The organism is Chryseobacterium sp. SORGH_AS_0447, assembly GCF_030818695.1.
Taxonomy (GTDB): domain Bacteria; phylum Bacteroidota; class Bacteroidia; order Flavobacteriales; family Weeksellaceae; genus Chryseobacterium.
In genome coordinates, this window is sequence record NZ_JAUTAR010000001.1 from 761,079 (window position 1) to 786,677 (window position 25,599).

Annotated in this window: 29 protein-coding genes; 7 read left to right on the forward strand and 22 right to left on the reverse strand. The window is 40.6% G+C overall.

Annotated features, from left to right (window positions below; genetic code table 11):
- Window positions 1–36: 36 nt before the first annotated feature.
- A complete protein-coding gene (locus tag QE422_RS03660; RefSeq protein WP_307455127.1) occupies window positions 37–1,281 on the reverse strand; it encodes an NAD(P)/FAD-dependent oxidoreductase in 1,245 nt (414 codons plus the stop codon).
- Window positions 1,282–1,380: 99 nt separating this feature from the next.
- Between QE422_RS03660 and hutH the strand changes: the two genes are divergently transcribed.
- From hutH to QE422_RS03695, 7 genes are all read left to right on the forward strand, one after another.
- Window positions 1,381–2,901, forward strand: a complete 1,521-nt coding sequence (gene hutH / locus QE422_RS03665) for a histidine ammonia-lyase (protein WP_307455128.1) — start codon at window positions 1,381–1,383, stop codon at window positions 2,899–2,901.
- A 64-nt stretch (window positions 2,902–2,965) separates the two neighbouring features.
- Complete coding sequence (gene fabG, locus QE422_RS03670; protein WP_307455130.1) at window positions 2,966–3,697, forward strand: 3-oxoacyl-ACP reductase FabG; 732 nt, start codon at window positions 2,966–2,968, stop codon at window positions 3,695–3,697.
- Window positions 3,698–3,795: 98 nt separating this feature from the next.
- A complete protein-coding gene (locus QE422_RS03675; protein ID WP_307455131.1) occupies window positions 3,796–5,016 on the forward strand; it encodes a beta-ketoacyl synthase in 1,221 nt (406 codons plus the stop codon).
- 4 nt (window positions 5,017–5,020) lie between these two features.
- Window positions 5,021–5,275 (forward strand): acyl carrier protein, encoded by a 255-nt coding sequence (locus QE422_RS03680; RefSeq protein WP_307455133.1) that lies wholly within the window; start codon window positions 5,021–5,023, stop codon window positions 5,273–5,275.
- Between the two features lie 88 nt (window positions 5,276–5,363).
- A complete protein-coding gene (locus QE422_RS03685) occupies window positions 5,364–6,248 on the forward strand; it encodes a lipid A biosynthesis acyltransferase (protein WP_307455135.1) in 885 nt (294 codons plus the stop codon).
- Window positions 6,249–6,449: 201 nt separating this feature from the next.
- Entirely contained in the window at window positions 6,450–7,988 is a 1,539-nt protein-coding gene (locus QE422_RS03690) for an NAD(P)/FAD-dependent oxidoreductase (protein ID WP_307455136.1), read from the forward strand.
- Window positions 7,989–8,028: 40 nt separating this feature from the next.
- Complete coding sequence (locus QE422_RS03695) at window positions 8,029–9,693, forward strand: C45 family peptidase (protein ID WP_307462277.1); 1,665 nt, start codon at window positions 8,029–8,031, stop codon at window positions 9,691–9,693.
- 282 nt (window positions 9,694–9,975) lie between these two features.
- Here QE422_RS03695 and QE422_RS03700 read toward each other — a convergent pair whose 3' ends face one another.
- From QE422_RS03700 to QE422_RS03800, 21 genes are all read right to left on the reverse strand, one after another.
- Window positions 9,976–11,154: a DUF2062 domain-containing protein gene (locus tag QE422_RS03700; protein ID WP_307455137.1), complete on the reverse strand. Its 1,179-nt coding sequence runs from the start codon at window positions 11,152–11,154 to the stop codon at window positions 9,976–9,978.
- Window positions 11,155–11,158: 4 nt separating this feature from the next.
- Window positions 11,159–11,635: a hypothetical protein gene (locus tag QE422_RS03705; protein WP_307455138.1), complete on the reverse strand. Its 477-nt coding sequence runs from the start codon at window positions 11,633–11,635 to the stop codon at window positions 11,159–11,161.
- Complete coding sequence (locus QE422_RS03710; RefSeq protein WP_307455140.1) at window positions 11,632–12,012, reverse strand: 3-hydroxyacyl-ACP dehydratase; 381 nt, start codon at window positions 12,010–12,012, stop codon at window positions 11,632–11,634. The genes QE422_RS03705 and QE422_RS03710 overlap by 4 nt, the downstream gene beginning before the upstream one ends.
- A 4-nt stretch (window positions 12,013–12,016) precedes the next feature.
- Complete coding sequence (locus QE422_RS03715; RefSeq protein WP_307455142.1) at window positions 12,017–12,619, reverse strand: outer membrane beta-barrel protein; 603 nt, start codon at window positions 12,617–12,619, stop codon at window positions 12,017–12,019.
- Window positions 12,620–12,624: 5 nt separating this feature from the next.
- Complete coding sequence (locus QE422_RS03720; protein ID WP_307455144.1) at window positions 12,625–13,095, reverse strand: hypothetical protein; 471 nt, start codon at window positions 13,093–13,095, stop codon at window positions 12,625–12,627.
- A 130-nt stretch (window positions 13,096–13,225) separates the two neighbouring features.
- Window positions 13,226–13,852, reverse strand: coding sequence for an outer membrane lipoprotein carrier protein LolA (locus QE422_RS03725; protein WP_307455145.1), 627 nt, complete (start codon window positions 13,850–13,852; stop codon window positions 13,226–13,228).
- A 134-nt stretch (window positions 13,853–13,986) separates the two neighbouring features.
- On the reverse strand, window positions 13,987–14,715 hold the full coding sequence (locus QE422_RS03730) for a polysaccharide deacetylase family protein (RefSeq protein WP_307455147.1): 729 nt from the start codon (window positions 14,713–14,715) through the stop codon (window positions 13,987–13,989).
- Window positions 14,715–15,752 (reverse strand): YhcG family protein, encoded by a 1,038-nt coding sequence (locus QE422_RS03735; RefSeq protein WP_307455148.1) that lies wholly within the window; start codon window positions 15,750–15,752, stop codon window positions 14,715–14,717. Before QE422_RS03735 ends, QE422_RS03730 begins: the two co-directional genes overlap by 1 nt.
- Window positions 15,753–15,770: 18 nt before the next feature.
- Window positions 15,771–16,832: a beta-ketoacyl synthase N-terminal-like domain-containing protein gene (locus tag QE422_RS03740; protein WP_307455149.1), complete on the reverse strand. Its 1,062-nt coding sequence runs from the start codon at window positions 16,830–16,832 to the stop codon at window positions 15,771–15,773.
- Window positions 16,829–18,028, reverse strand: a complete 1,200-nt coding sequence (locus QE422_RS03745; RefSeq protein WP_307455150.1) for a beta-ketoacyl synthase — start codon at window positions 18,026–18,028, stop codon at window positions 16,829–16,831. The genes QE422_RS03740 and QE422_RS03745 overlap by 4 nt, the downstream gene beginning before the upstream one ends.
- An 81-nt stretch (window positions 18,029–18,109) precedes the next feature.
- Window positions 18,110–18,367 carry a phosphopantetheine-binding protein gene (locus tag QE422_RS03750; protein ID WP_307455152.1) on the reverse strand — a complete coding sequence of 86 codons (258 nt, stop codon included), beginning with the start codon at window positions 18,365–18,367 and terminating at the stop codon, window positions 18,110–18,112.
- 95 nt (window positions 18,368–18,462) lie between these two features.
- Window positions 18,463–19,002 carry a 3-oxoacyl-ACP synthase gene (locus tag QE422_RS03755; protein ID WP_307455154.1) on the reverse strand — a complete coding sequence of 180 codons (540 nt, stop codon included), beginning with the start codon at window positions 19,000–19,002 and terminating at the stop codon, window positions 18,463–18,465.
- A gap of 18 nt (window positions 19,003–19,020) precedes the next feature.
- Complete coding sequence (locus tag QE422_RS03760; protein ID WP_307455156.1) at window positions 19,021–19,308, reverse strand: type II toxin-antitoxin system RelE/ParE family toxin; 288 nt, start codon at window positions 19,306–19,308, stop codon at window positions 19,021–19,023.
- Window positions 19,298–19,543 (reverse strand): addiction module family protein, encoded by a 246-nt coding sequence (locus tag QE422_RS03765; protein ID WP_307455158.1) that lies wholly within the window; start codon window positions 19,541–19,543, stop codon window positions 19,298–19,300. Before QE422_RS03765 ends, QE422_RS03760 begins: the two co-directional genes overlap by 11 nt.
- A gap of 41 nt (window positions 19,544–19,584) precedes the next feature.
- Complete coding sequence (locus tag QE422_RS03770) at window positions 19,585–20,733, reverse strand: beta-ketoacyl synthase N-terminal-like domain-containing protein (protein ID WP_307462278.1); 1,149 nt, start codon at window positions 20,731–20,733, stop codon at window positions 19,585–19,587.
- Entirely contained in the window at window positions 20,733–21,158 is a 426-nt protein-coding gene (locus QE422_RS03775; protein ID WP_307455160.1) for a thioesterase family protein, read from the reverse strand. Before QE422_RS03775 ends, QE422_RS03770 begins: the two co-directional genes overlap by 1 nt.
- Window positions 21,148–22,416 carry an ABC transporter permease gene (locus QE422_RS03780; RefSeq protein WP_307455161.1) on the reverse strand — a complete coding sequence of 423 codons (1,269 nt, stop codon included), beginning with the start codon at window positions 22,414–22,416 and terminating at the stop codon, window positions 21,148–21,150. Before QE422_RS03780 ends, QE422_RS03775 begins: the two co-directional genes overlap by 11 nt.
- Window positions 22,403–23,158 carry an ABC transporter ATP-binding protein gene (locus QE422_RS03785; protein WP_307455163.1) on the reverse strand — a complete coding sequence of 252 codons (756 nt, stop codon included), beginning with the start codon at window positions 23,156–23,158 and terminating at the stop codon, window positions 22,403–22,405. The genes QE422_RS03780 and QE422_RS03785 overlap by 14 nt, the downstream gene beginning before the upstream one ends.
- A 1-nt stretch (window position 23,159) precedes the next feature.
- Complete coding sequence (locus QE422_RS03790; RefSeq protein WP_307455165.1) at window positions 23,160–24,155, reverse strand: BtrH N-terminal domain-containing protein; 996 nt, start codon at window positions 24,153–24,155, stop codon at window positions 23,160–23,162.
- A 36-nt stretch (window positions 24,156–24,191) separates the two neighbouring features.
- On the reverse strand, window positions 24,192–24,596 hold the full coding sequence (locus QE422_RS03795; RefSeq protein WP_307455167.1) for a hypothetical protein: 405 nt from the start codon (window positions 24,594–24,596) through the stop codon (window positions 24,192–24,194).
- Window positions 24,597–24,733: 137 nt separating this feature from the next.
- The gene (locus QE422_RS03800; RefSeq protein ID WP_307455169.1) at window positions 24,734–25,468 is read right to left on the reverse strand and encodes a beta-carotene 15,15'-monooxygenase; all 735 of its coding nucleotides are present in this window, start codon (window positions 25,466–25,468) and stop codon (window positions 24,734–24,736) included.
- Window positions 25,469–25,599: the final 131 nt, after the last annotated feature.

Consider the following 25,599-nt stretch of genomic DNA (forward strand, 5'->3'; position numbering starts at 1 on the left):
AAAATAAATACGCTTCCGGTTAGGGAAGCGTATTTTTTATGCCTGTTGCTTTTCTGTTTTTATAAATTCGGCTAAGTTTTTAATCGCCGTATCGTGTATTCTTACGAACGTATTTTTCTTGTTCCAGACATAGCCGGCCAGCACGGCGCAGATCTTTCTTTTGACATCCGGATTTTCCGGCTGGTGGAAAAAAAGCTCCTGAAGATTTCCGGTATACCATTCTTTTACATACGTCGTGAAAACATCCACCCCATAAAGAATGTAATCTGCGTATTCTTTTTGCCAGTCGATTTTTTCACTGTTCAGCTGTCTCAAGGCTAATTTTGCCGCCAGCATTCCGGATTCCGTGGCAAAAGCCATCCCCGAAGAGAAAACAGGATCCAGGAATTCCGAAGCATTCCCCGTGAGTGCAAAACCGTCCCCGAAAAGGCTTTTTACCGAACATGAATAATCTTTAAGATGTCTCGGCTCAAACAGGAAATCCACATCTCCGAAACGTTTTACATAATAATCCGATAAGGAAATGGCTTTCCGCAACGCTTCGGCTGCATCGCCGTTTTCAGATAATTGGTCGATATATTCCGTAGGTCCTACGATACCTACACTTGTATTTCCATTGGAGAAAGGGATTACCCAAAGCCAGACTTCCGTTTCAATGATATCGAAAGAAATCAGCGTTCCTTCGGTTCCCTCTTCACGGTTGATGTCTTTTACATGGGAAAAAATAGCGGAGTGGGGCGATAGTTTCGATGGCTTTTCAAGATCCAGAAGTCTTGGTAGTACCCTTCCGTAACCACTGGAATCAATTACGAATTTGGCATGGATTTCTTTTGTTTCGCCGTCTTTCGTTTTTACAGTCGTTACAGAATCCGTTCCGTTGAATTCAATACCGGTAACTTCGGTTTCAAATTCCAGGTCAATGCCCTTGTTGATTACTTCCTGTGCTAAAGCATTATCAAAATCCGCTCTCGGAACCTGCCAGGTCCAGTCCCAGCCTTCCCCGAATTTATTGCTGAAATCAAAAATACAAACTTCGTTGCCTCTTAAAAAACGTGCGCCCAATTTCTTTTCAAATCCCATTTTATCCAGTGCCGGAAAAAGGCCGGCCTCGTCAAAATGATCCATCACCCGTGGAATCAGGCTTTCCCCAACCACCAATCTGGGAAACTTCGTTTTTTCAACAACTTTTACGCTGACGTTGTTCTTCTTTAAGTATGAAGAAGATACGCATCCGGATGGCCCGGCTCCGATTACAAGAACGTCAACAAATTCTTTGCTCATCTTTGATTTTTTATTTTAATAATAACTTCTATCTTTGCCGCAAAATTAATGACAATTAATTAATAATTACAAAATTATCTTATTATTACTTTTTAATTAATGAAAATAAACAACTTTTTAGAACTGAGCGACTTTAAAAAAGTCATCATTGAGAATGAGAAAATAGAACTGGATGAAACGCTTCTTGCCAGAGTGGATGAAAGTTTTCGGTTTTTAAAAGAATTTTCAAAGAATAAAGTAATATATGGAGTGAATACGGGCTTCGGTCCGATGGCGCAGTTCAAGATCAGTGATGAAGATACGCATCAGCTTCAGTACAACCTGATCAGGAGCCATTCTTCCGGGATGGGCAACCCGCTTCCTGCCGATGAAGCGAAGGCATGTATGCTGGCAAGGCTGAATACATTGTCGCTTGGGAAATCAGGAGTTCATCACTCGGTTGTATATTTACTTAAAGAATTAATCAACAGGGATATTACACCGCTGATTTTTGAGCACGGAGGAGTAGGGGCAAGCGGTGATTTGGTACAGCTGGCTCACTTGGCTTTGGTGCTGATCGGAGAAGGCGAAGTTTTTTACCAGGGGGAAAGAAGACCGACGAAAGAAGTATTTGAAGCGGAAAGTCTTGAACCGATTCAGGTTGAAATCCGGGAAGGGCTTGCGCTGATGAACGGAACTTCCGTGATGTCGGGAATTGGGGTGGTTAACGCACATAAAGCAAACCAGTTAACTGATATTTCCCTTAAATTATCCTGTGCTATTAATGAAATTGTTCAGGCTTATGACGACCACTTGTCAGAAGTGCTGAACGGGACCAAGCTGCATGCCGGTCAACAGAAGATCGCATCAAAAATGCGTGCCCATTTATCCGACAGCAAGCTGATCCGGAAAAGAGCCGACCATTTATATACCCATTTTGAAGAGCAGGAGAAAGTATTCAAGGAAAAAGTTCAGGAATATTACTCTTTACGTTGTGTTCCGCAGATTTTGGGACCTGTCCTGGATACATTGGAATACACGGAAAAAGTATTGGAAAACGAGATCAATTCAGCAAACGATAACCCGATCATTAATGTGGAAGATCAGCATGTGTACCACGGCGGAAATTTCCATGGCGATTATATTTCGCTGGAAATGGACAAGCTGAAGATCGTGGTTACCAAACTGACGATGCTGGCAGAACGGCAGCTGAATTATCTTTTGAATGCAAAAATCAACGAAATCCTGCCTCCGTTTGTTAATTTGGGCAAGCTGGGCTTCAATTTCGGAATGCAGGGGGTTCAGTTTACGGCGACTTCCACAACTGCAGAAAGTCAGATGCTCTCCAACCCGATGTATGTTCACAGTATTCCTAATAATAATGACAATCAGGATATTGTAAGTATGGGGACAAATGCAGCGGTGATTTGCAGAAAGGTTATTGAAAATGCGTTTGAAGTGCTTACCATTGAAGCCATCACCATTGTTCAGGCTATCGAATATCTTGGGTTTCAGGATAAAATTTCATCGGCAACAAAAGAACTGTATGATGAAATAAGAAAGATTATTCCAGCATTTTCCAATGATATGGTGATGTATCCGTATCTGCAGGAAGTGAAAAATTATCTGAAAAATTTGTAACCTCTCGGGAATACAGGTTGTCATAAAAGAATATACCAAAAACTAAAACTAACATACGCTACACATGAAATGTGCAATCATCACAGGCGGCTCCAGGGGAATTGGAAGAGCTATCTGTATTAAACTGGCAGAAGAAAAGAATTATCATCTGCTGATTAACTACACTTCAAATGAGGCGGCGGCAAGAGAAACGCTGGCCAAAGTTGAAGAACTGGGGGCTACGGGAGAGATCCTGAAATTCGACGTTGGTAATGCCGAAGAAACACAGGCTGTTTTAACCCAATGGCAGGAAAACAATCCGAATGCAATCGTTGAGGTGATTGTAAACAATGCCGGGATCACGAGGGACGGATTGTTTATGTGGATGCCGAGCGAAGACTGGAATGCGGTGATCAACACAAGTCTGAACGGCTTTTTTAATGTAACGAACTTTTTCATTCAGAAGCTTTTGCGCAACAAATACGGACGGATCATCAATATGGTTTCCGTTTCCGGAGTAAAAGGGACCGCAGGACAAACCAATTATTCTGCCGCAAAAGGAGCTTTGGTAGGCGCTACAAAAGCGCTGGCACAGGAAGTAGCGAAAAGAAATATCACCGTGAATGCGGTGGCACCGGGATTCATCAAGACCGATATGACGCAGGAATTCAATGAAGATGAATTAAAAGCAATGATTCCTGCCAACCGTTTCGGTGAAGCAGAAGAGGTGGCTGATCTCGTAGCATTTTTAGCTTCGAAAAAATCATCGTACATTACAGGCGAAGTCATTAATATTAACGGCGGAATCTACTCATAAATTAATGTAACAAGATACCAGTGTATCAATATACCAATGAATACGGATTGATAAGAATTGTTACATTGCCAGATTGATACATTGTTAAATTTAACAACATGGAAAATAGGGTTGTCATTACCGGAATGGGAATTTATTCCTGCATCGGAACTTCTTTGGAAGAGGTGAAGGAATCTTTATTTCACGGGAAATCCGGTATTTTTTTAGTAGACGAAAGAAAAGAATTCGGGTTCAGATCCGGATTAGCGGGTGTTGTTCCGAAGCCGGACCTGAAAAATCTTCTCAACCGCAGGCAACGTGTGAGCATGGGGGAAGAAAGCGAATATGCGTATATCGCTACTTTAGATGCTTTAAAGCAGGCAGGTATAGACCAGGATTTTTTAGACCACCATGAGGTTGGAATTTTATACGGAAACGACAGTGTTTCCCAAGCTGTGGTGGAATCTATTGATATTGCCAGGGAGAAAAAAGATACGACCTTAATGGGTTCAGGAGCCATCTTCAAGTCGATGAACTCTACGGTAACGATGAATCTTTCCACAATTTTTAAATTGAGAGGGATTAATCTTACAATCAGTGCGGCTTGCGCAAGCGGTTCCCATTCTCTGGGATTGGCTTTTATGATGATTAAAAACGGGTTTCAGGATATGATCGTCTGCGGAGGAGCCCAGGAAACCAATAAATATTCAATGGCGAGCTTTGACGGGCTGGGGGTTTTCTCCGTACGTGAAGATGAACCGACTAAAGCTTCAAGGCCTTTTGATTCCGGCAGGGACGGGCTGATCCCGAGCGGCGGCGGCGCAACGCTTATCGTCGAAAGTCTCGAATCGGCACAGAAAAGAGGAGCCAACATCATCGCAGAAATCGTAGGTTACGGATTCTCATCAAACGGTGGACATATTTCCACTCCAAATGTGGATGGACCGGCACTGGCGATGGGAAGAGCATTAAAACAATCGGGCTTAACTGCACAAGAAATCGATTATATAAATGCTCATGCTACGTCAACCCCGATCGGCGATGCCAACGAGGCAAAAGCGATTTATGAAATCTTCGGTGGAGAAGTTCCCGTAAGCTCTACCAAATCCATGACCGGGCACGAATGCTGGATGGCCGGAGCGAGTGAAGTGATCTACTCAATCCTGATGATGCAGAACGGCTTTATTGCCCCGAATATTAATCTGGAACATCCTGATGATGAGGCAAAAAAGATAAATCTGATCGCCGAAACAAAAAGTCAAAAAATTGACGTATTTTTGTCGAATTCTTTCGGATTTGGGGGAACCAACTCCGCATTAATTGTTAAAAAATTTAATTAAAAACATGGAAAGGGAAAAAATTATTGCGATCGTTAATGATTTTTTGGTGAATGAATTTGAGGTGGACGGTGATGAAATCAGCAACGGGGCAAACTTAAAAACGACGCTTGGGCTCGACAGCCTGGATTATATTGACATGGTGGTGGTGATCGAATCTAATTTCGGGGTGAAACTGGGGGAAGCAGACTTCAAGAAAATGGTGACGTTCGACGATTTCTACACCACGATTGAAAACAAAATCACAGAAAAGAATAAATAATCTAATGATGTATCGATGTAACAATCTGCCAATGAAATAATTGCTACACTGTTACATCGATATATTGTTACATTATCAAACTAATGCTATGAACAAGTGGAAAGGTAAATCCAAAGGAACCATCCTGGGCTACCGGATTTTTGTCTGGTGCATTAAAAATATCGGGATCCGAAGTTCCTATTTTGTGCTTTATTTTGTCGCTTTCTACTATTTCCTATTCGAGAAAAAAAGCAATACCTACTACCGGTACTATTTTCGGGAAAGACTGAAATACAGCTACTGGAAAACTAAAATCTCTTTATTTAAAAATTATTTCACTTTCGGAACCGTTCTCATTGATAAAACGGCCATTTCCGCAGGACTAAGGAATAAATATACCTACGAATTCGACGGAATTGAAAATCTGAGGAACCTGTTGGCAGAAAAAAAAGGCGGGGTGCTCATCAGCGCGCACATCGGAAACTTTGAAATTGCAGAACATTTTTTTGCCGATATCGATTTCGACTGCCAGATCAATTTAGTGACTACCGATCAGGAAGTTACCGTGATTAAGGAATACCTGGAAAGTGTTTCCGTAAAACAGAGCAGCATTAGATTTATTTATGTAAAAGAAGATATGTCCCATATTTTCGAGATCAATGAAGCATTGTCTAACAACGAGCTCATCTGCTTTACCGGCGACCGTTATTTCGAAGGCTCCAAGTTTCTGGAAAGTGAATTACTCGGTAAAACTGCCAAATTTCCGGCCGGGCCTTTTCTTATTGCCTCCAGATTGGGTGTTCCGGTAGTGTATGTCTATGTCATGAAAGAAAATAATCTTCATTACCATCTGTACGCGCGGGTCGCTCAAAATGTTAAAAAACGGGATGCCCAGGGCCTTCTCAACTCCTATACCCAAAATCTGGAATCCATGATCAGGAAATATCCCCTTCAGTGGTTCAATTATTTTGATTTTTGGGATAATATTGATTAATTTTCCTACTTTTACCTAAAATAAAACTAATATTTAACTCAAACATTAAGTGATTGGGATATTTAAAATCTAAGTCGTAAGTTGCTTTTTATCTTTGCTGATTGTTAATGCGTTTGCAAATCTGAAACATCCGGCAGTTAAGAAAAAATCTTGTGAACTTTGCATTTTAAAATTCAGCATCACTAAACACAGCTTTTCTCCTTGAAAAAAGAATTTGATATACTGGTAATCGGCAGCGGATTGGGCGGTCTTGTTTCAGCGCTTGTTTTAGCGAAAGAAGGCCTGAAGGTGTGCGTGCTGGAGAAAAATAACCAGTATGGCGGAAATCTGCAGACTTTTTCCCGGGACAAGCTTATTTTCGATACCGGCGTTCATTATCTGGGCGGGCTTTCCGAAGGCCAGAACCTTCATCAGTATTTTTCCTATCTCGGGATCATGGATGAGCTTCAGCTTCAGCAGATGGATGGGAACGGATACGATAAAATTACTTTCGGAGACGACAAAACCGAATATCCTCATGCACAGGGCTACAGCAATTTTGTAGAACAGCTGGCCTGGCATTTTCCTGAAGAACGGGAGAATCTGGAAAATTATTGTGAAGAAATCCAGCGGGTTTGCAGTCAGTTTCCGAGATATAACCTGGTAGGGAAAGACAATTATAACGAAGAGATCCTGCATCTTAATACCAAACGGTTTATCGAATCCATTACACAAAACACGACACTGCAGTCGGTTTTGTTGGGATCGAATTTTTTATACGCCGGAGATTCAGAAAATGTACCGTTTTATGTTCATGCGCTAACGGTAAACTCTTATATTCAAAGTGCTTACAAGTGTATAAAGGGCGGAAGCCAGATATCCAAGCTGCTCATCCGCAGATTAAGGGAACACGGCGCGGAAGTTCATAAGCATTCGGAAGTTTCGGAATTTATATTTGGGGACGATCAGGCTTTAACCGGTGTAAGAATTTCGACCGGAAAAGAATATTATGCAAAGACATTTATTTCCAATATCGAAATCCGTTCTGCAATTCGGCTGATCGGTGAGCACCGTTTAAAAAAATCTTTTCTGAACAGGATTAAAAGCTGGGAACCGGTATCTTCCTGTTTCAGTGTATACCTGGTGCTGAAACCGCATTCGGTTCCGGATTTTAATTATAACATATACCATTATTCAAATGAAGGAATGGTATGGAATGCCCATCGTTATGAAAAAGATTCCTGGCCGGAAACGTATATGCTTTCTTCAACAGAATCAAAGCATTATCCCGGATTTGCCGAAAGCCTTACGGCAATTTCCTACATGGATTTTGCGGAGGTAGAAGAGTGGAAAAACACCTTTAATACCGTAGCAGAAGAGCAGAATCGGGGAGAGCGGTATGAAAAATTTAAGCTTGCGAAAGCTGAAAAGATGATTGATGAGCTGGAGAAGAAAATTCCCGGTTTGCGGAAGTCGGTTAAGAGAATCTATACTTCTTCGCCGCTGTCTTACCGCGATTATATCGGCAGCTGTAACGGAAATATGTACGGTTACATGAAAAGTTCTGAAAACCCTCTGAAAACAATGGTTTCTCCGAGAACAAAGATTGATAATCTTTTTCTTACCGGACAGTCTGTAAATATGCACGGAATCTTAGGCTGTACCATCGGCGCTTTCAATACCTGCGCGGAAATCCTTGGAAAGGAAGTGATTGATGAAAGATTAATACAACTGATTAATAAAAATAAAGGTGAAGAATAGGATCGTTACAATTCCCTGCTCATATCCTCAAAAGTATAAGCTGAATATAATATTTTTTAGCCTCAGCCTTATCCTGAACCTTACTTCCTGCGGCATCCGGAAATCCGTCCATCATATTCCGGACATCAAACAATATTCGGTTGAAATACCCGAGGTAAAGAAGATCAACGATTCGGTCTTCAGCTTTCACGAAAATTATTTAACCAAAAACAGGCAGCAGCTTTGGGAACTGTACATCACAGGAAACCCTTTGCAGCTGGGATACAACAATGGCGCGCTGACGCAAGGACTTATGCAGAAGCAGGAAGACGTTTTCTTTTCCAAAGTGGAAGGATTTGTTCCGTCAAAGTTCAAGCAGGACCTGTTGAGAGGCTTTTTAAAGTGGTACAACCGGAAAATGTACCTAAATATCCGGGAAGATTACCAGGCAGAATTGTACGGACTGTCCCGGTATTCTTCGGACAAATATAATTTTATTACCCCAAAATTTCTGAGAAGCATGTACCTGCACGGTGCCCACGACATCGGCCATGCTATGCAGGATCTGATGATGGTCGGCTGTACATCGCTTGCCGTCTGGAATGAAAATACGGAAGACGGTGACCTGCTGATCGGGCGGAATTTCGATTTTTATGTGGGTGATGATTTTGCTAAAAACAAGCTGATCGAATTTGTAGAGCCTGAAGGCGGGATCCCTTATCTTTCTGTAAGCTGGCCCGGAATGATCGGAGTAGTGTCCGGAATGAACAGGGAAGGGCTTACCGTAACCATCAACGCGGGAAAGTCTAAGATTCCCTTAACGGCAAAAACACCGATTTCTCTGGTGACAAGGGAAATTTTACAGTACGCCAAGAATATTGATGAAGCCATTGCCATTGCCAAAAAAAGAAAAGTTTTTGTATCGGAATCCATTCTGGTAGGAAGTGCCAACGATAAAAATGCCGTAATTATTGAGGTTTCTCCGGATAATTTCGGAGTATATAGAGTAGAGAATACCAGTAAGGTGTTTTGTACCAATCACTTCCAGTCGGAGGCTTACAAAAACGATAAAAGAAATCAGAAGCATATTCTCGAAAGCCATTCCGAATACCGTTATGAAAAGCTGCAGGAACTTTTGCAGGAAAATAAAAAGCTGAACCCCGAAAAGATGGCGGCCATTTTAAGGGATAAATCCGGGCTGAAAGGTGCAAGCATCGGTTATGGCAATGAAAAGGCGATCAATCAGCTGCTGGCCCATCATGCGGTGATCTTTTCGTCTCAGAAAAGGCTGGCCTGGGTTTCCGCCAATCCATACCAGCTGGGAGAATTTGTCTGCTATGATCTGAATGAAATTTTTTCCGGTAAAAAACCTATCAACGGAACGCTGGCAAGGTCTGAACTTAATATTCCCAAAGACCCTTTCTTAGATTCCCAGGCGTTTAAGAATTATGAGGAATACAAATTTGCCAATGGTGAAATCAGTGATGCAGTAAATGATAAAACGATAGAACTTACCGACGGATTTATCCCGCACTATCAATCGCTGAATCCGGACTTCTGGCTTGTTTACTATCAGGCCGGAAGGTATTATTTCAACAGAAAAGAATATTCCAGGGCGAAAACCGAATTCAAAAAAGCCTTGTCAAAGGAAATAACGACCGTTCCGGATCGCGAAAATGTTGAAAAATATCTGAAAAAGACGGAGAAGAAGCTGAAGGGTGAATAGTTAATGATGAATAGTGAATAGTGAATAGTGAATAGTGAATGGTGAATTTTACGATGCAATTAAGAGTTAATGGTCAATATTGGATTCACATCTCACCACTAAGTTTCAAAATTCACCATTCACCGGCGAAGCCGAATTCACCATTGACTTAAATTTTCGATGATCCGACTAAAGAAGAAATAAGAGACTGCCGCCCTAGCCTCGATAGGAACGGTTACCCCGCAGCAAGCGCAGGGAATGGTGTTGGCGTGAGGAGTAGAAGTGGATAGCGAGAATAAGCTCCTAAAAATCGGTCTTGTCCGGGCTCACTTTTTTCAGAAGAAGAAAGGTGATGATCCATGCCAGTGCAGACATTGAAACAGCCAGAATCATACTTCCGATCAAGTATTGCAGCAGATTGTTTTTTACCAGGTCAAAATTCAGTTCCTGGCTCAGGATATTGCTGTTGCCGTCTACAAAAGGAGCGCCGAGAAAGAGAGAAGCCGCAATAATAAACGGAATGAACGGCGGCAAGCTGACGTTGGAGGCAAAGAAAGCCAATACTTTGTTGAGCTTAAAAAGCACCGCCAGCGAAATAACAATCAGGGTATGGAACCCCCAAAAAGGAGAGAATCCCACAAATACGCCGAGCGCGATGGAAAAGGCTTTGGTCCGGTTGGTTCCGTCACTTTCCAGCACATCTTCCTTAATGAATCTGCGGATGCTTTTTTTTCGGAAATTATTGATAAAGTTCCGCGGAATGATGTACAGCAGGGTGATGGTTACCAAGATGGTGTTAAGGATGCTGATCCTTGTAAAATCTTTGAACGGCCTGAAATGCGATACCCTTTCTGCGGGATCATAGAGCACTTTTACCGGAACGTTTTTTACCGGAACATGCCTCCACGCAGTTCGTACGATGATTTCGATCTCGAATTCAAATTTCGGGGTAAAATATTTTTTCGGAATTTTATGCAAAGGGTAAAGGCGGTAACCGGATTGGGTATCTTCCAGCTTAATTCCCGTCTCAAACCAAAACCAAAAGTTGGAAAAGCGGTTTCCGAAACTGCTTTTCTTTGGAATTCCGTCCTGGGCCATATTGCGGTTACCGATCAACAGCACATCTTCCTTTTCGTAAAGCAGTGCTTCTACAAAAACAGGGATGTCGTCGGGATAATGCTGGCCGTCGGAATCAATGGTGATGGCATAATGATAACCCAGTTTTTTTGCTTTCCTGAAGCCGGTTTTAAGGCCGTTGCCTTTTCCTTTGTTTTCCGGTAAATGGATAACCTGAAGCTGAGGATAAAAGGCTAAAATTTCCGCGGTGGAATCGGTAGAACCATCGTTTACAACAATAACTTCCTGGGTATATTCGAGAACACCGTCAATGACTCTTTTCAGGGTTTTCTCGTTGTTGTAGGTCGGTATTAAAACACAGATTTTCTTTTCGGAAATTGCATTTTGTACTTCAGGAAGGGTCATTGTTTTATTTTAGGGTTGCTTTTTCAGCCGGGGTCATGGTTTTGGATTGTGCGGCAAACCGTTTGATGTAATTTTTCAGGGAAGCGCTTTGTTTGCTGTAATTATTTAATAAAAAAGCTTTATCATCTTTAAGGCTTCCTCTGTATCCTACGATTTTCGGAATATTTTCCTGAACGCTCATTCGGATTACCCTCAGTTCCGCATTGTTGGGATTATTTTTGATCACCCCTTCCAGACTGGTGGCTCCGGACTTTACCAGAGCTTTCCGGTTCGATTTGGCAATTTTGGCTTCCATAATTTTAGCTGCAGCTTTGTAACCCTGGATCACGGCATCCGAGCCCGAAGTTTTTTCAGCCATTGTGATGAAGGCTTCGGTGCCTGCATTGGAAGAATTGGCTTTTGAGTAACTTTCTCTCAGCGATTCAATGCCTGACTGGAAGAAAAGGGTAAAAGCCGTTATGAAGGTGAAAATGAATTTCATGAGGTCAATTTTTGGTAGTTAACTGACATTTTTAATGCAATAGTCTCGCCAAAGGAAGTGGTATTTTTTACTTTCACTTCTCCGTCGGTCTGCGTAATATCCAGCTGCAGTTTCAGGTCCGGTGTTTCAAACGGGTTGATGATGGCCATGAATTTTATATTGGAAGCGGTTTTTAAAAATAGAGGCAGACCTGTAAATTCTTCAGCAAGTTCCTTCACAATCTGCATCATGCATACGCCCGGCGTTACCGGATTTCCCGGGAAATGGCCTTTGAAAATCTCATGGTCTTTGTTCAGGGAAATGTAAGCCGTAAAGCTTCCGTTTTCAGCCTGTTCGTGCGATTGTAACGTATAAAAATCGGTAAGAATGGTCTGCATAAAATTATTTTTTCAAGTTAAAGGTATAGTAAACCCCGGTCTGGAAGGTGATGTTTGAATGGTCGTTGTAGAAAGAATACACCGGGACAAAACCTTTTTTTACCCGTGCTTCAATCCCGAAATTATTGGTGATATCAAATCCTAAACCTGCTGTAATCCCTAAATCGATCTCATTTGCGGCATCAAAGTTTTTCTGTTCTACCAAAAATTCAAGCGTCGGTCCGAAATGAACATTGAACTTGTTGAAATAGAATTTGTTAACCAGTTGAAGGCTTACATAAGAAGCGGTGAGCGTCTGCCCGTTCCAGTTGTTGATATTGGTATCCAGTTTTGCGCCCTGTCTGGAATAATTGATCTCTGGTTGCAGAGCGTAAAATTTAGCAAAGCGGATGTTTCCGAACAGTCCTAGATAAAAATCGGTTTTAGTCTTAAATTCCATATTTGGATCAGCATTGTTGTAGTAATCGTAATCCATGTAAGAATACCACTGGGCTTTATTGGTAAAGTGCGAAAAATTGGCACCTGCCCGGATCCCCGGATTAAAGGTAACCTGAGCCAGGGACATTCCTGAAATTATTAAGATGAGTAAGGAAATGATTTTTTTCATGTGAATTATTCGTTTTCGGTTATTTGAAATAGTTTTATGTTTATTTTAAAGTCTTTGTGCCGAAGTTCCAAACTGTCCGCGAAGATATGTTTTTTTGCCTCAAAAGTAAAATCGATTTTTTCTTTCCTGTTTTGTGTGTAAATGATCTGTTTCAGCAAACCATTGCTTTTATTGTAAAACAGGTAATAGGCTTTTTTATCGATTTTTGAGAGGTAAATTTTGGCATTTTCATTTTCAAAACTTTCACTTACAGGGTATTGTTGCCGTAAAAGTTCGCGGAAATCGTTCTTCAGGAAATTGATAACAATTTTTTTATCCAGATCCGGAAGTACATAATTGAGTTTAAAATCGTGTTCTGAAATCTCGAAATCGATCAGCTTATTCCCGAAATCTGATGTCAGCACCACACGGTGGGCCGAATCATTCATTTTCTTTACGATCAGGATTCCGCTGACGTGATTTTTATAAATGTCCATCTGGCATTTATATACATAATCTTCTTTGGAAGAAAAGTATAGGTTTTCGACCGTCTTTTCGGTGCCTGGGATAGGCTTTGCATCAGTACGCTTATACGTTCTGCATGAAAACAAAACAATGAAAACCAGGCTATAAGCTAAATTCCGAAGCAGCAACCGGCGCATTGATTCTTGTATTTTTGAAAACGATATTGGTTGTATCCCCCGAAGCTTCGGTCATGTTCACCTGTGAGACCGTCGACTGGTTTTTAGGAAAGTACAGTTCAATCTGTTTGATGTATTTCAGCAGCTGGGCAGATTTGGGCGTAAATTTCGCAATATTGAAACTGCCGTTTTTCAGGTAAGCCACAGAAAATTCGGGATCGCTGAACATCTGTCCGTTGGAACTTCCGACAATCAGTTTATTGATCTTCTCGAAGGTTTTGCTTTTCGCATCAACGGCAGACTTTTTTCCCTGATCGTTAATGAAAATTTTATTATCCTTAAAAACAATGCTATACTGGTAAGGCTTGGTGTATTTCCAGCTCAGCATATTCGGTGTCTTTAAAGACATTTTTCCGTACGTAACGATGTTTTTATCCAGGAAATCCATTTTTTTGGTTTGGGTAAAATCGCTCTGCAGGGTTTTGATCTCTCTGGTTTCGGAGGAAACTTTTGCTACGAACGCTTTGGCTTCCGTGCCGGACATGGCGGTGTTTTGCGCCAAAAATAAACCCGAAACAGACAGCAAGGTGATGATGAAAATATTTTTAATCATTTTTTTATTTAAATTTTAAAAGAAAAGTCTCTGATCTTTCAGATGTTTTTATTAAACTTTATGTAATTGAATATCAATAATTTTATCCAAATATTTTGTAACCTTGTGTTTTTAAAACAAGCCCGGCATTAAAATCATTCAATTGTAAAAGTCGAATACTTTTCACGCTCCAAAAATACTAATAAATTTACCAAAACGTTGTACGTTTTCTCCGAAGTGTCGTGAAGAAGAATGATGCTTCCTTTCTGTAATCCCTTTGCTACTTTCCGATAAATCTTGTTTTCGTCTTCGGTGATGGTGTCCAGTGAACGGACATTCCAGCCGACACTTTTCTTCCCGGTTTTGTTTATCGCTTTGGCAATATTCGGATTGGTAACTCCGAAAGGCGGCCGGTAAAGATCGGTTTTAAAATTCCCGGTTTTCAGCATTACCCCATCACATTTTTCAATTTCTTCGATCATTTTTGAAGTGGATAAGAACCCGGTTTGGTTGGAATGGGAGTAGGTATGATTGCCGATGGTATGGCCTTCCGAAATAATCCGTTGAAAAGTTTCGGGGTATTTTTCAATCTGTTTCCCGATGCAGAAAAAAGTAGCTTTTATATTATTTTCCTGTAAAAGATCTAAAAATTTCGGAGTAAATTCAGTCGGGCCGTCATCGAAAGTCAGTGCAACCTCTTTTATTTTAGTCTTTTTGTGGGTAATGCTATTAACAAAATATCCCAGGCCGATGTCAAAAGAACCCCAGACAACTATTGCGGAAAACATCAGAAAACAAAACAGATATACCCAGAACGTACCCTGAAACGCGTAGATAAAAGCGTTGCAGAAGAGGTAAAAAAGAATAAATAAATAGTGTTTCATTATATTTCTTCGTTATCAATATTTAGTTTATCAATATTTTCTTTAACCAGTTGCTCTAATTGATATGTTGCAACACCTAGTGGTTTTTCTAAGCCACGCATTGCATATTCTACTTTTACATTGCTTTTTGAGGCACAGAGCAACAAACCGATAGTAGGTTCATCAGTCTGTGTTTTCAGCTTATCATCAACAGCACTGATGTAAAAATTAAGCTTAGAAATATACTCCGGTAGAAACTCTCCAGCTTTAAGCTCAATGACAACATAAGCATGAAGTACCGTATGATAAAAAAGTAAATCTATTTTGTAATCTGTATGATCTACTTCAATTGAGTATTGCCGTCCAATAAAGGCGAATCCTTTACCGAGTTCAAGAAGGAAATCAGTGATTTTCTTGGTCAGCAGTTTTTCTATTTCTATCTCTTTTACCTTTGCAGAAAGCATTAAAAAGTCAAAGTGATAGGGATCTTTGAAAATGCTTTTAGCAAGATCAGACTGATATTCGGGTAATGTCTGCTCAAAATTATTTAGTGCTTTTCCGCTTCTTGAATAAAGATCAGATTGTATCTGCAAGAGCATTATGTTTCTACTCCATTCGTTTTTAGCGGTTTCAGAAATGTAAAAGGCTCTTTCCGCAATATCTTTTACTTTGGTTAGCAGGCTGATATGATGATACCATGTAATTTGTGCAAGTGGCACTTGCATAAAATGATTTTCTTTTTGTGCAAGCGGCACCTGCACAATTGGAAAATGTGGGTAGGCTTCTGCAAAAGACCGCATATATTTTAAATTACGTACAGAAAAACCTTTATTGCCGGGAAAGTTTTCAGCGAGATTATCGGCTAAGAGATCAATAATTTTGCTTCCCCATTTTTTTTGTTTTTGCTGTTTAATAATCGAATTCCCTATCTCCCAGTATAAGGTTAGCAGTTCTGCATTGATTTTGAATGCTGTTTTTGTTTGGGCTGCTTTTATTTTATTTGAAATGAATTCAGACCAATTTTTAAAATCGTTGTTATGGATCACTTTGTCTTTCATAAATTTCAATGATAAAAGTTAAGCCTTTTCCAGCAAAACCAGGCTATGGTCATTCCCGAGAAGATGATTGTACAGCAAAATATTTTTAATGCGCTCTTTCTTGACTTGATTAATTAACATCACTTCCGGAATTTCCTGATTTTTCAGGGTGTGGCACGCAATAAACGTTGAAAAGCCGCTTGCCGTATTGAATTCACCGCTCAGGTGTTTGTAGTAAAGCAAAGATGAATCCGTAAACAGGTCCATTGCTTTTGTATAATAAGCATCGGATTTTGCATCACCGCTGAAGCCCAAGATCACCGCATCAATATCATTAAAAGCCAAATTATTTTTGGCTAAAAACTTTTCAATAAACTGTTTTATTTCATCAGGATTTACTGTGTTGCTGATCTGTATGTCTTTTAGTTGAGCGTAGGTACTGTCTTTTTTATCTTTACCCAATACAAAAAAACTGGCACCTTCTCCCCAGGCTACTCCTTCTGTAGTGGAATGCAGGTAATCTACAGGAAAATGCTCATTCTTTTTGATGGTTTTGTTCAGCTCATACAGGTTCATGGTTCTTTCGGTCTGCTCATCAGTAGAACCTACCAACACATGTTCCGCCTCATCATCGATGATCTGAAGTTTTGCATCCAGCATTGAAAATTCCAAAGAGGAAGACGTATTTACGTAGGTGAAATTATAAGCGTGGCACTGCAGGCCTAAGGCAATCTGTCCGGCAACCGTATTGTGGGTGGACTGGATAAAATAAGTGGGGGTAAGAAATTCTTCGTTATTATCCAGGACATTCTTTAGAAACTTTTCAGAATCCTGGGAACAGCCCATTCCGGTCCCTACGATAATAGCATCCGGATTTTCGATTCCAGCTTCTTTTAATGCATAATGGGAAGCGACGGAGCTCATTTTTACCGTTTTAGACATTCTGCGGATCATTGCCGGTGGGATAAATTCTTTGTAAACCGGTTCAATGGCTTTCAGAACCTGGCCTGAGTTTACTGCCTGAAGATTTTGGAAGAAATCTTCATTTAGGGTATCCTGTGCTGAAATACAGGCTGCACTGTTGATGTAGACGGCACTCATGATTTTGAGAAAATTAAAGTTGAACAATTTCCTCCGAATCCGAATGAATTGGAAAGGACGTGATCTATATTTTTTTCCTTGAGTTCCGTAACAGGAATAAGGTCAAACTCTTCCATTTTGGTTTTGAAATTCAGGTTGGGAAAAATCAGGTTGTTTTGAATGGCCAGTAATGAGTAAACAGCTTCAATACCTGCCGCCGCCGCCAAGGTATGTCCTGTGAATGCTTTGGTAGAACTGAATTCCGGGACTTTTCCTTCTCCGAAAATACGGATCATCGCAATTCCTTCCGATAAATCGTTATTCGGCGTTGCAGTTCCGTGTACGTTGATGTAGTCGATATTTTCTTTATCCAAACCGGAAACTTTCAAGGCTTTTTCCATTGCTAAATAAGCGCCCTGTCCGTTTTCCGAGGAAGCCGTCTGGTGGTGCGCATCGTTGGCGTTTCCGTATCCTGAAAGATAACCCAGCACTTTTTTGTTTTCTTTTTTTACGATTTCATCAGATTCAAGAACGATGAAAGCTGCGGCTTCTCCAAGGTTCAACCCCTTCCGGTTGTTATCGAAAGGTGTATTGTAAGAATCCGTAAGAATCATCAGCGTGTTGAATCCGTTCAGGGTAAACTTGGAAAGGGCGTCGGTTCCACCGACAATCACACGGTCAAGAACACCGTTTTTAATAAGCTTTGCTCCCATCATGATCGCGTTGGCAGCTGAAGAACAGGCCGTGCTGATGGTGGAAACCATTCCTTTTAACCCTAAATAATCGGCAATGAGCAATGATGAGTTGCCCGCATCATGAGAGTCTATATATTTTTGCTTTTCAGGAAATTCTTCGTACGTATAGAAATAGTTTTCGGTAACATCCATCCCGCCGACACTGGTCGAGGAGATCAATCCTGTTTTATATTCATTAATATCCGAAATTCCCGCACTTTCGATGGCTTCTTTTGCCGCAATCATCCCTAGCAAAGCTGTTCTGGTAGCATTTTTCGCATCCTTTAGCTGAAGTTTCTCCGTCAGTTCCGCATTGGAAAGTTTAATTTCACCGGTCTTGATATGTCCGGCATGACGCGTTTCAAACAGCTGGATATCGGAGATCCCGTGCTTTCCGGATTGTAATGAACTCAGGTTTTCTTCCACATTGTTCCCAATGGAAGATATGATGCCCATTCCTGTAATGGCAATTTTTTGACCCATTTTATAAAATGTAACAATGGATCAATATACCAGTCTAACACTTATTGGTAAACTGTTACATTGATCCATTGGTATATTGATTTATTTTGTTCTGTTTTCTTCGATAAATTTCGCCATGGTATCGATGGAGGAGAAAATTTCCTTTCCTTTTTTAGGATCGGATAATTTGATACCGTATTCTTTATCCAAAAGAACAATCAGCTCAAGGGCGTCGATAGAATCCAATCCAAGACCTCCCCCGAACAACGGATCCGTATCTTTGATTTCTTCTACTGCAACGTCTTCTAAATTAAGAACTTCGATAATTTTGTGTTTTAATTCTTCTCTTAAGTTTTCCATATTTTTTAAAATTTACGAATGTATCAATCTGCCAGTTTACCAATGGGTTACTACTGAATATGATTATTACATTCTTATACTGTTATATTGTTAAATTACGCAGTCAGCAAATATACAAAAGCTTTATAACTTTCCTGATATAGTTCTACCCAGCCGCACAATACTTTATCGGCTTTTCCCGACTGCAATATCTGTTGGGCGTAGCTGTTCAGGAATTCTTCGTCGAATTCATCCAGTACAAAAAAAGCATTCTCGGTCTGCATTTTGTGCCGGATGCTGATCTCACCTACACAGATATTGGGCAGCGTATATACAAAAACCGCCGGGCTCGGAAAGTAACTGTCCTGGGAATTGATGCTTTCCTGATATTTGAAATCGGTGTCTAAACTCGATGACCTGTTGGAAAATACCAAAGCGGTACGGCTGTGATCTTCATTTTTTAAGATTATTTCAGAGGCCAGGAAAGCCAGCTTGCTCAGGCTATCCATTTTATGAAATTTAGGATAGTTCAGTTCCAGGCTTTTATAGGCTTCTTTCGCAAAATCTGAAAAGTTTTCAGCAGGCGATTCAAAAATGATTTTATTATTGAGAACAATTGTTGAATTTTCTATAGTGCAGGTATCTGTTTTCTTCATGAATAAAGTTAAAAAGGATTAAGGCTTTCGTTCCGGGTTTTGATGGGTGTTGAAAACAGAGAAAACTACAATATCATTATCTATAACTTCATAAATAATGACGTAAGGGAATTGTTGGATATAAACTTCACGAAAATTATTGCTTTTTACAGAATAGTGCAACGGATTTTTAGTAATTCTATCAAAAAACTTTTGAACACATTTCAGAAATTTATTACCTAAACCTTTTCTTTTACTTTGATAATATTCAATTGCTTCAGCTAAATCGATATGAGCTCTTGACTTTAAAATTAATTTATAAGTCATAATCCCTCATCAACCTTTGCTTCACTTCTTCCCAAGTATATGAGGGAGTTTCACCTTTTATGTGCTTCTCTCTTTCAAGTTCAAGCTTTTCGTAGTACCAATCGGGAACAGCAGAATAATTGTCTTCTTCTTTTTCAGTATCATCAATGATTCTTTTGAAAATACGCAAAATTCTTTCATCAGCGGTATCGATGAATTCGTGAATTCTTTTTCTTATATCTACACTGGATTCCATTTTTCTCAAACTTATGTCTATCAAAAATACAAAATTATTTTTTACATTTTCTCCAAAACAAGAGCTGAATTACAGCCTCCAAATCCGGAAGCGGTTTTTAAAATATACTGGATGTCCGCAGACTGGTTTTCTCTGATGATATTCAGTGGTTGAGAAGTTCCCGGCTCTTCAAAGTTTTTGGAGGGAATCAGCGTATTATTCAAGGCACTTTCCATAGAGATAATACTCTCCAGTAATCCGGATGCTCCCAGGCAATGGCCGTAGTATGCTTTCAAACTGTTTAAGGGAACCTGCTCCAATTCCATCCTATTGAAAGCGATGGCTTCCATTTCATCATTGTAAAGGGTAGCGGTTCCGTGGGCGGAAATAAAATCGATCTGTGAAGTGGAAATTTGAGCTTCTGCCATTGCATTTTTGATGCTGGCAAATAAACCGTCACCTGTTCTCGATGGTCCGGAAATATGGTTCGCGTCATTCACTGCCGAGTCTCCTGAGATTTTAAAACAAAAGGTTTCGTTATTCTTTGGTTCAGAAGTTATATAAACCGCTGCGGCAGCTTCACCGATGTTGATGCCATCCCGGCTTTTATCGTAAGGTTTGCAGATCTCCGTACCGATGGCCTGAAAAGAATTAAAACCTGAAATCACAAACTCTGAAATTTCATCTCCGGCAATGACGAAGGCATTCTTATATTTTCCTGTCCGGATCATGCTCTTCGCAACAGCGATTGCCATAACCCCTGAAACACAGGCATTCGAAACAATGATCGGTTTCGATTTAAATCCGAAAAAATCAGCAATTTTCCGGGCTAAATTTGGGAGAAATACACCTTCCGGCAAAGCGGACTCATTTTTTAATAAGCTGATATTTCCTTTGGTTGTTGATAAGATAAAAGCCGTATGTTCTGAAACCGGATGTCTTTCCACCAAAGGTTTTAAGCTTAGCATAAGCATCTTTTCCAGTTTCGTAAAACTTTGATTGTCTAGCTGATCTCTGTTAAAATTCTCATTGAATTCTTTATTCACTTTTTCAGCATCGATCATGGAAGCATAGAAATGGGGCTGGTTTTGTATGATCTGATGTAAACCCACACCGGATTTCCCTTCCAGAAGGGCTGTCCAGTTGGATGAAACATCAAAGCCTAAAGGAGTGACGCAGTTATAATCCGTGATATATACTTCCTGATTCATCATAATCCCACTTTGTCTTTCCAGGCCTGAAAAAATTCCGGATTGTACAGGCATAAATTGTTATCGGAATCTAAAAAAACCTGGATGGTTTCTCCGGAACACACCAGCTTGCCTTCCTGGTTAAAAAGTTCGTACCGGTAAATTAACTTGGCAGAAACCGAATTCACGAATGTCGTAACAATCCTGAATGTTTCCCCGTATTTCAAAGGAAGAAAATGTTCGCAGGTACTTTTAACGATCGGGGTTACAAAACCTGCTTTTTGAATATCAAGGTACGTTAAGCCGTGCTGTCTTCCGAAGGCTTCTCTTCCGTCTTCGAAATAGACAATGTAATGGCCGTGCCAGACAATTCCCAACGGATCGGTTTCATTAAATCTTACCCGTACCTCTTCGGTACACGTCAATATATTTTCTTTAGACTGCATTTTGTTTTCTTTCGTAAAATAATGAAATACCCACCATGGCGATATAGAATAAAAATAAAAACGTAATTTCTTTGGCAATGCCTCCGATTCCGCTGTTTCTCAGGATGATATCGTAATAAGCATTCAGCCCCCAGTTCATCGGAGAGAATTTGGCGATGGTCTGCATAAATTCAGGCATTAAAAATACCGGAACCCAGATCCCGCCGATTGCTGCCAGAACCACTACGGAAGTGGCACCAAAAGGAGCAGACTGTTCCTGCGTATCCGCAACAGTTCCCAGCAAGACGCCAAACCCGATGGCTGCAAGACCTGCAAAGATCGTTACAATGATCATGGGAAGCATTTTTCCGGTAACATCAAACTGCGGCAAATCCATGTACGGGAATAGGTAGATCCCAACAGCAACCATCAGTAGAAACTGGATCACACAGATGATAAGGTAAGTAAATGTTTTTCCTAAGATATGTACAAAGTAGGGGGTTGGGCTTATTCGTGCCCTTACACTGGTCCCCTGACTTTTTTCTTTAACTAAATTAATCGATAACGGTACAACAATGAAGAAGATGGCAAACAGGGCCCATGCCGGAACATTATGCTGAACGGAGTTCGGCAGAGCTTCCATTTCTCCTCTTTTAGGCGTAATTTCTTTAAAGCCGATCAGGCTTTTGTTTTTTGAAAGGTCTTCCGTTGTCCCCAGCTGATCCTGGAAAGCTTTGTAAATCTTTTTATTTTCGATCTCGAAAACCATTTTATTAATGGCGTTCATCACGCTGTTTTTAAATCCGATATTCGTCGCCGGATCAAAATAAAGGTGAATGTCTTTTGCTTTCAAAGCCGTTTTTTTCACGGCTGACGAATCCGTTTCCAGCCCAAATGAGCTTACAATCGCCTGGACTTTAGAATCGATATTGGAATTGATGTCTTTCGTTAAATGCTCAGGAATGACGATGGCCATCTGGTAATCACCGGAGAATACGGCATTCTGCGCGGATTTTTCAGTAAAATCGGTCATCAGCTCAAAACTTTTGCTGCGTTCCAGTTCCTGTTTTATATTTTTTGAGACTTCAGATTGATCGTTATCTACAAAAATAACCGGGATTTTCGAGCCCTCCAGGTTTTTAAAGGTAGAATCCTGGATCAGGGTTATGGTAATGATCAGCAGCAGCGGCATCACGAAAATAATGACGATTCCCCCAATGTCTCTTTTCAGCAGAAGGATTTCCTTTAAAAAGCTTCTCCACAGTTTATACAACAACATCGCGTAATTCTTTTCCGGTTAATGAAATGAAAACATCCTCTAAATTTTCCGCATGGGAAACTTTACCGATTAATTCCTCAGGGGTTCCTACAGCGTGGATCTTTCCGTGATCGATAATTGCGATTTTGGTACAGAATTCTTCAGCTTCGGAAAGGTGATGGGAAGTGTAGATGATACAGGTCCCTTTTTTATTTAAATCCAGCAGGTAATCGATGATCGCTTTTTTGGACTGAACATCAACACCCACGGTCGGTTCATCAAGAAAGAGAACTTTTGGGTTGTGAAGCGTACCGGCAATCAGGTTGCATCTCCGCTTCATTCCTCCGGAGAACTGCTCTACTTTTTTATCGGCAAATTTAGAAAGGCCCATGATTTCCAGAGATTCTTCAATGGCAGCCTTTAATTTTTTATGGCTTAAACCGTACAGGCTCCCGAAGAACATCAGATTTTCCCTTGCCGTTAAAGTAGGGTATAAAGCATATTCCTGCGGAACGATTCCCATGATCTGTCTCAATTTGAAACCATTCTTCTGATGAGAAAGTCCGTCGATTGTAAACTGCCCCGAAGTGGGTTTGATCAATCCCGAAAGCATGGAAATCAATGTCGTTTTCCCGGCTCCGTTGGGTCCCAGGATTCCGTAGATTTCGTTCTTATCGATCACCAGAGAAATATCGTTTACAGAAAAGTCTTCTGCATTCTTGTATTTCTTGTACAGGTTTTTTATGGCTATGAAATGCTCCACCTTATATTGCTTTTTTCAGTTTTTTGTAAAAAGCTTCTTCCAGGTCGGCAATATGAAGCATCGTTTTTGAAAGTTGGTTGTAGATATCGCTTTTGGAATTCCTGTTTTTGTACACTCTTGCAATATCTACGGCAAAATCTCTCCAAAGGTCACCAATTGTAGTAATTTCTTTGGATAATTCGTTTAATTTTTCATTTTTGAGGATGACGGCTGCTTCCTGCAGGAATGCCCCGTAAATAAAACGGAATCCGCCGCCGCCGGTACCGATTTCTTCCTGCATCCGGATCAATTGCCCCAAGTAATGATTGGTGGTTTTCGTTCCTTTTTTTGCCGCCCATTTCGGGATGTTTTTAGCAACCCATCTCATGGCTTTTACTCCGATGATCGGAACAGGAGCCAGCATATTTTTGCAGGTATCGTTAATGCCTTTCTTAATAGCTTCTTCCAGGTTGACGTGTTCAGGAATATAAGTAGGGTAGTACATATGGCCTTTCGGAGGAAGTGCGCCTTTGGCATATCTTACTTTCTCCAGCTCGGCTTCGGTGAGGGTTGTTGTATAATCCATTACCGGATCGCTGATCAGGAATTTCCCATCCTCTTTACCGTATACTACCAGGTTGTGGGCATTGAAATGGAATTTATATTCTTCAGGAAAATACGTCAGGTTGAAAACACCTACCTGAAGTCCTGTCGGGATATTGTTTTCCAGATTTTTTTCCAGAGCTTTTTGGGCTTCCTCCGGATTGGAAAATTTCAGCCTTTTAATTTTAATTCCCAGTCTTTTTGCGGCTTTGCTGAAAATAGCGCCGGGCATTGGGCGATAGCTGAACCCGGGTGCAAAATTTACTTTTAAAAAAGGGAGGTATACAAAGAATAATCCGGATCCGATTCCGAAGATCATCGGTTCGCTGAGTTTCAACCCTTTGTTTAATAATAAATTGGAGGCAACACCGTTCTCGCAATGCGCAGTCTGATGGTGTTCAAAATTAAGTTTCATTCTTAGCTTGGTTTTACAGAACCTGCAAGGTTCTTTTTATTTTCCGTTGAAATTTTTCAGTTCATCCACTGAGATCCCGAAAGCATCGGCATATTTTTTCAGTACGGAATGATTTAGTGTTTTAAATATTTTGGGTTTGCCATGTCTCTTCACACGCCACTGCCACATACCGACATAGGCTGCCAGTACCTGCAGATCCATTTTATTCAGTTCCATGAAATAGACGATTGGGCTTACCGTATTATTTGCTACATTCTGCCTGGCTTCTTCTATTCTCTCATTAATTAAAGCTAACGATTCATCCAGAGCGGCTTTTTTGGCATCCCAGCCGATGCTGTTCGCCGTTGTATAATTGTTGTTCTCATCAGTCACATACAAAACTTCCGTCATGTTTGCTGATTGTAAGTTGCTTTCGTCCTGTGGAAGATCCTGCTTTTTCACTTAAAAAATTGTGTTAGATTATGGTTTAAATGAGTTCGCTAAGATAATAAAAATGCAGAACATAGTACGACCATGATTTGATGATGTACGGATGAAGATGCATAAAAAAAGTGAGACCTAAAAGCCTCACTTGTAATTTATCGCTGTACGGTCTTTACAGGCCTGCCGGTGCAGGCACAATATGCGGAATACATAACGACTGCAAAAAACGGTGCCGTTGCAACAATTCCGATTCCGCAGAGGATGATTCCGATCCACGAAAGGAGCATTCCTACAAATCCTGTGGCCAGCAATGTTCCGTAATTTTCCTTTGCCAGGTTTACGGATTTTTGAAGGGCTTCTCCGGCCGATGCATTTTCGAAAAGGAGCACCGGATAACCGAGCATCAGAAAAGGATAGACAAAGAAGAACGGGACAATGCAGAAAAACATAGCCAGCCCGGAGATGATCCCGGAAATCAGGGTGAAGATCACAATATTGATGAAATTTTGCCGGTACCCGATAAAGAGATCGGAAAACTGAGCCTGCTCTCTTCTCCGGTATTTGTCAACGATATAAAGTAGGCCTACGTATAAAGGAGAGGCCAGCAATCCAAACAGTCCGGATAAAGACAGATACAGGGAAAAACCCGGAATTGCAAAATAATTGAAGCTGTAATAATCAGTACCGTTATTTTTCATTTCGTCCACCATCTCTACGGAATCAAAACCGATCAGTCGCTGAATGATGTAGGAGCCTGTAATATAAATTAGCATGGCAATAATGCCGTATAAAGCAACTCCCTTATACATCGCAAGAGAATGATTGATAATAGAAGAGGTTTTCTTTTCGGGAACAAAGTCCGGTTTGTCGAAATCTGTAATCTGAGCCATATATTTTATTTTTGTGGTTGTGTTCCCATGATACATCAAATAAGGTGCTGATCTTATGCAGTGTGGTACGTGTAAGGTAACAAAAGCGCATGAAAAAAGCCGCTTCGTGAAAAGCGGCTTTCTGTATTTAC

What these genes read in the sequence shown, in the direction of transcription:
- QE422_RS03775 (WP_307455160.1), bottom strand. Translation starts at nt 21,158, where the DNA reads ATGCAGTCTAAAGAAAATATATTGACGTGTACCGAAGAGGTACGGGTA.
- QE422_RS03675 (WP_307455131.1), top strand. Translation starts at nt 3,796, where the DNA reads ATGGAAAATAGGGTTGTCATTACCGGAATGGGAATTTATTCCTGCATC.
- QE422_RS03715 (WP_307455142.1), bottom strand. Translation starts at nt 12,619, where the DNA reads ATGAAAAAAATCATTTCCTTACTCATCTTAATAATTTCAGGAATGTCC.
- QE422_RS03735 (WP_307455148.1), bottom strand. Translation starts at nt 15,752, where the DNA reads ATGAAAGACAAAGTGATCCATAACAACGATTTTAAAAATTGGTCTGAA.
- fabG (WP_307455130.1), top strand. Translation starts at nt 2,966, where the DNA reads ATGAAATGTGCAATCATCACAGGCGGCTCCAGGGGAATTGGAAGAGCT.
- QE422_RS03710 (WP_307455140.1), bottom strand. Translation starts at nt 12,012, where the DNA reads ATGCAGACCATTCTTACCGATTTTTATACGTTACAATCGCACGAACAG.
- QE422_RS03720 (WP_307455144.1), bottom strand. Translation starts at nt 13,095, where the DNA reads ATGGACATTTATAAAAATCACGTCAGCGGAATCCTGATCGTAAAGAAA.
- QE422_RS03755 (WP_307455154.1), bottom strand. Translation starts at nt 19,002, where the DNA reads ATGAAGAAAACAGATACCTGCACTATAGAAAATTCAACAATTGTTCTC.
- QE422_RS03705 (WP_307455138.1), bottom strand. Translation starts at nt 11,635, where the DNA reads ATGAAATTCATTTTCACCTTCATAACGGCTTTTACCCTTTTCTTCCAG.
- QE422_RS03680 (WP_307455133.1), top strand. Translation starts at nt 5,021, where the DNA reads ATGGAAAGGGAAAAAATTATTGCGATCGTTAATGATTTTTTGGTGAAT.
- QE422_RS03780 (WP_307455161.1), bottom strand. Translation starts at nt 22,416, where the DNA reads ATGTTGTTGTATAAACTGTGGAGAAGCTTTTTAAAGGAAATCCTTCTG.
- QE422_RS03685 (WP_307455135.1), top strand. Translation starts at nt 5,364, where the DNA reads ATGAACAAGTGGAAAGGTAAATCCAAAGGAACCATCCTGGGCTACCGG.
- QE422_RS03725 (WP_307455145.1), bottom strand. Translation starts at nt 13,852, where the DNA reads ATGATTAAAAATATTTTCATCATCACCTTGCTGTCTGTTTCGGGTTTA.
- QE422_RS03800 (WP_307455169.1), bottom strand. Translation starts at nt 25,468, where the DNA reads ATGGCTCAGATTACAGATTTCGACAAACCGGACTTTGTTCCCGAAAAG.
- QE422_RS03760 (WP_307455156.1), bottom strand. Translation starts at nt 19,308, where the DNA reads ATGACTTATAAATTAATTTTAAAGTCAAGAGCTCATATCGATTTAGCT.
- QE422_RS03765 (WP_307455158.1), bottom strand. Translation starts at nt 19,543, where the DNA reads ATGGAATCCAGTGTAGATATAAGAAAAAGAATTCACGAATTCATCGAT.
- QE422_RS03745 (WP_307455150.1), bottom strand. Translation starts at nt 18,028, where the DNA reads ATGGGTCAAAAAATTGCCATTACAGGAATGGGCATCATATCTTCCATT.
- QE422_RS03770 (WP_307462278.1), bottom strand. Translation starts at nt 20,733, where the DNA reads ATGAATCAGGAAGTATATATCACGGATTATAACTGCGTCACTCCTTTA.
- hutH (WP_307455128.1), top strand. Translation starts at nt 1,381, where the DNA reads ATGAAAATAAACAACTTTTTAGAACTGAGCGACTTTAAAAAAGTCATC.
- QE422_RS03700 (WP_307455137.1), bottom strand. Translation starts at nt 11,154, where the DNA reads ATGACCCTTCCTGAAGTACAAAATGCAATTTCCGAAAAGAAAATCTGT.
- QE422_RS03750 (WP_307455152.1), bottom strand. Translation starts at nt 18,367, where the DNA reads ATGGAAAACTTAAGAGAAGAATTAAAACACAAAATTATCGAAGTTCTT.
- QE422_RS03740 (WP_307455149.1), bottom strand. Translation starts at nt 16,832, where the DNA reads ATGAGTGCCGTCTACATCAACAGTGCAGCCTGTATTTCAGCACAGGAT.
- QE422_RS03730 (WP_307455147.1), bottom strand. Translation starts at nt 14,715, where the DNA reads ATGAAACACTATTTATTTATTCTTTTTTACCTCTTCTGCAACGCTTTT.
- QE422_RS03660 (WP_307455127.1), bottom strand. Translation starts at nt 1,281, where the DNA reads ATGAGCAAAGAATTTGTTGACGTTCTTGTAATCGGAGCCGGGCCATCC.
- QE422_RS03790 (WP_307455165.1), bottom strand. Translation starts at nt 24,155, where the DNA reads ATGAAACTTAATTTTGAACACCATCAGACTGCGCATTGCGAGAACGGT.